We start from the raw sequence: 434 nt of genomic DNA, 5'->3' as shown, positions 1-434 counted from the left end.
CCTAACGACATAGACGTCAATGTCGCGCCGACCGACGCCGCCACGCTGCGCGCGCAATGGCCGTTCGGCGGGCTTATCGACGTGCCGCCGGACTATCTCGCCTCCATACCGCTGCCGGTTTCACGCGAGGCCGGCCTCGCCGGCAATGTCACCATCACCTATGCGTCTGTGGCCGCGCCGCCGACTTTCGAGGACATGGTCGCAGCGTTGGGCACACGCTGGTCCCGTTTCCGCGACGGCTTCCGCATGCCGGTCGTGAAGACGGTGCCCCGGAGACCGAGTTTCGGCATTGTCCAATATGTCGCCTGGAAGCGGACCGAGCGGCGTTCGCCCGCACAACTCGACGCTGCGTTTGCCGCTGCCGATCCGCTCAGCACCGCTTCGACCGAACTCGACCGCGGCCAGCGGTAAGCCAACGCGGACTTCAGGTTCCC

At 66.6% G+C, this 434-nt stretch carries 1 pseudogene; it reads left to right on the top strand.

Features of this window, described 5'->3' with window-relative positions:
- A pseudogene (locus tag EOA22_RS37200) lies at nucleotides 1-411 on the top strand (muramidase); the annotation flags it as partial.
- Between the last annotated feature and the right edge of the window lie 23 nt (nucleotides 412-434).

This window comes from Mesorhizobium sp. M7A.F.Ca.US.014.04.1.1, assembly GCF_003998745.1.
Lineage (GTDB): Bacteria > Pseudomonadota > Alphaproteobacteria > Rhizobiales > Rhizobiaceae > Mesorhizobium > Mesorhizobium ciceri.
This window is presented reverse-complemented; position numbering and strand designations above follow the sequence as displayed.